General features: G+C 38.9%; 4 protein-coding genes. 1 reads left to right on the top strand and 3 read right to left on the bottom strand.

Going from position 1 to position 2,605, the window contains the following annotated elements; genetic code table 11:
• From UF75_RS25375 to UF75_RS25360, 3 genes are all read right to left on the bottom strand, one after another.
• On the bottom strand, nt 1-430 hold a 430-nt coding region (locus UF75_RS25375), incomplete at its 3' end, for an ArsB/NhaD family transporter (RefSeq protein WP_045577298.1).
• A 369-nt stretch (nt 431-799) separates the two neighbouring features.
• On the bottom strand, nt 800-1,171 hold the full coding sequence (locus UF75_RS25365) for an SET domain-containing protein (RefSeq protein ID WP_045577296.1): 372 nt from the start codon (nt 1,169-1,171) through the stop codon (nt 800-802).
• A gap of 13 nt (nt 1,172-1,184) precedes the next feature.
• Complete coding sequence (locus UF75_RS25360; protein ID WP_045577295.1) at nt 1,185-2,270, bottom strand: CotH kinase family protein; 1,086 nt, start codon at nt 2,268-2,270, stop codon at nt 1,185-1,187.
• A gap of 152 nt (nt 2,271-2,422) precedes the next feature.
• Here UF75_RS25360 and UF75_RS29715 point away from each other — a divergent pair.
• Nucleotides 2,423-2,605: hypothetical protein (locus tag UF75_RS29715; protein WP_045577294.1), on the top strand; the 183-nt coding region annotated here is incomplete at its 3' end.

Here is a 2,605-nt window from a genome sequence, read left to right as displayed (position 1 = left end):
AAGGGAATTGTTGATTAGGTTTAAGCTTTAGAATGGTGACTATCTGGATGATAATAGGGGTAGTAATGAGGATGCTTCCGTCATTGTTAAAAAACATGGTCATGAGGAAACAGAGCAAATTGATATACCAGTAAAGCAAGACACCTGAACCGTTGGCCCGGTTCACCATATTAAAGGCAGCCCAACGAAAAAACCCAATGCTGTCAAGCACAATGGACATCACAATCGTAGAAAGAATGGTAATGGAGGCCCCACTTACGAACCCTAGTATTTTGAACACATCACTTAAAGGAACGATTCCAGCGAAGAAAATGAATAAAGCACTAATGGTGGGGGGAATAGATTCATTAATGCCATGGGGCCTCCAAAAGAGAAACAAAACCATTAGGGAAAAAATAGTTAACGTATAGAGGGTTGCGAAATCAAACATCCAGCCACGCCCTCACTGTTTTGAGATTGATCCCTAGCAAATGCGACTTCCTCTTGTAAGATAGAATCGCTATTGGGAACCAGAGGTATCAACAACCAATATAGAAGGCCAGCAACGATCAACAAAAATGAGCCCATGAACACTTTTTCCTCCCTCCTTTCCAAAAGGGCACAGGAAACACAAGTTAATCCCATTAACACCACCTAATTCGCCATAATTTTCTTTTAAATCAACTGAATTGTTTTTTCTACACTATAGTATGTATTTAGGGACAACTCGGTGCATTTAGGATGTACAAAAGCTGAAGCAAGATTAACTATATTTCAAGTAAATTAGTAGACCCGACACGCTTGTGCCGGGTCTACTAATTTACTCAATGACTTCAAACCACAATGGAGCTCGATCCTCAGGGTCGCCGTTATAATTAACGGTGATTTCTTCTCCCTCCTGAATATCTTCCCATGCATAGAAATCAATCGATTGGTTTTCAATATTGGTGTGATATCTTGCATTAGAAGTGTAGGAGTGATTGTATAGTGAGCCATATCCCAAAGCGAGAGCTTTATCCTCTCCCCAACGGAAAACGTAGTTTGAAAGAATGTTCTTCTTCATCAGTTTCCATTCTGTAATAGTTATAACTACTACAGGTGCTTCCTCAATAAACTCACCCTTCATTATATTACGGATCGCAAATATTCCTCGACCATATTTCTCCGTTTTTTTCACGGTAATCGGTCGCAACGTACTACCCCCTTCATATTAAATCATTTAGGTGCTTCCGCAGATAGCTATTTCGATCCGAAATGAATCGAAGTATAACACTCGGTTCGCTATCAAAAATATTGATGGACTTCTTTTTATAAGGATCTAACAATAAATAGGGACGCAATTGCATGATTAGATTAGAAATTCTTGGTTCTAAAGCCTCAACTGTAAATGAGGTTTCCAGAATTTCTTCCAAGAGAAGACGATATTGATTGCGTATACCCTTTATATCAAGAAGACGAGCAGTAAGGGTATTATAGCCTTCAATAGGAACATAATTGAATTTCATGATTTGTCCATCCCAATCCCTGCCCCATGTTGCATCGTAATCCCAGGGAATCATCTGGTATAATTTCGTTTCCCCATTTTGATATAAGGCATAATTGTGAATGAAACCATCAAAGTTCTGAGTACAGACTACACCACATAGCCACAATAAATACTTTTTGACATCTATGCACTTTGCTATTTCTTCACCAAAATCACTACAGGGAATCGTATTCACTTTATATATGAGCATTTCTAGATCACGGCTATCGTCATCGTTTCCGATTTTTTGCACATACCCGGATTGAAGGGAAGGTTTCGGATTTTCCTTTGGGGTTAATAGTGAAAAATTAGCATGGTAGTTCGTTGCATAAAAAATAGGACCATACGGCATCTGTCTTTTCTCTAAAAACAATTCATCGACCGATTCAAGCTGTAAATAAACACCTTGAGGCTTTCCATTAAGCTCTATGAAAACATGCTTGCAATCCGGCGAAATACTTCCAATGGTATGGAAAAAATCGAAGGATAGCTTATTTCGAATTAAAGAAGGATCACGATATTCAGCGTTAAGATGAATTTCACGCCCTTCAAAGGCTTTATTGTATGTGCCAAAATCGATTCTGTACGATTTTTTGCTAAATTTGCGTATGTGATCTCCACGATAAGTGATACCCACATCGTAAGGAATGTTGTCTACAACCAGTTTGGATGGAAAAGGTTCCTCGTTCCATACGTTACCTTGTAATGCTTTAAGGTGGGTAGGCTCGATCAAAATATTGAAGGTAGGAAGGGTATCATGGTGCATAGCTTATCTCCCTCATCCGTTCTTCCCATATTATCATATGAGAAAGAAGATGTACTTGATAAAAGAAATCAACAGAAACTTGGAACAAGCTACAAAAAACTTTCATAAAATACATTACCTAAATGGAATATTTTCGAAAGGCGGTTCTGAGAATGCAACAAGCTCAAATACGCGATTTAGTAGAACAACTAAGGAATACGGGACTCAGCAGGTTCTTATTTCGGAACCCAATATGTACTGGTACTGGTAGAGGTACCGGTACTGGTAAAGGTACTGGCACCGGTAGAGGTAAAGGTAAAGGTAAAGGTACCGGTAAAGGTACTGGTAAAGGTACC

It is taken from the genome of Desulfosporosinus sp. I2 (assembly GCF_000960765.1).
Lineage (GTDB): Bacteria > Bacillota > Desulfitobacteriia > Desulfitobacteriales > Desulfitobacteriaceae > Desulfosporosinus.
This window is presented reverse-complemented; position numbering and strand designations above follow the sequence as displayed.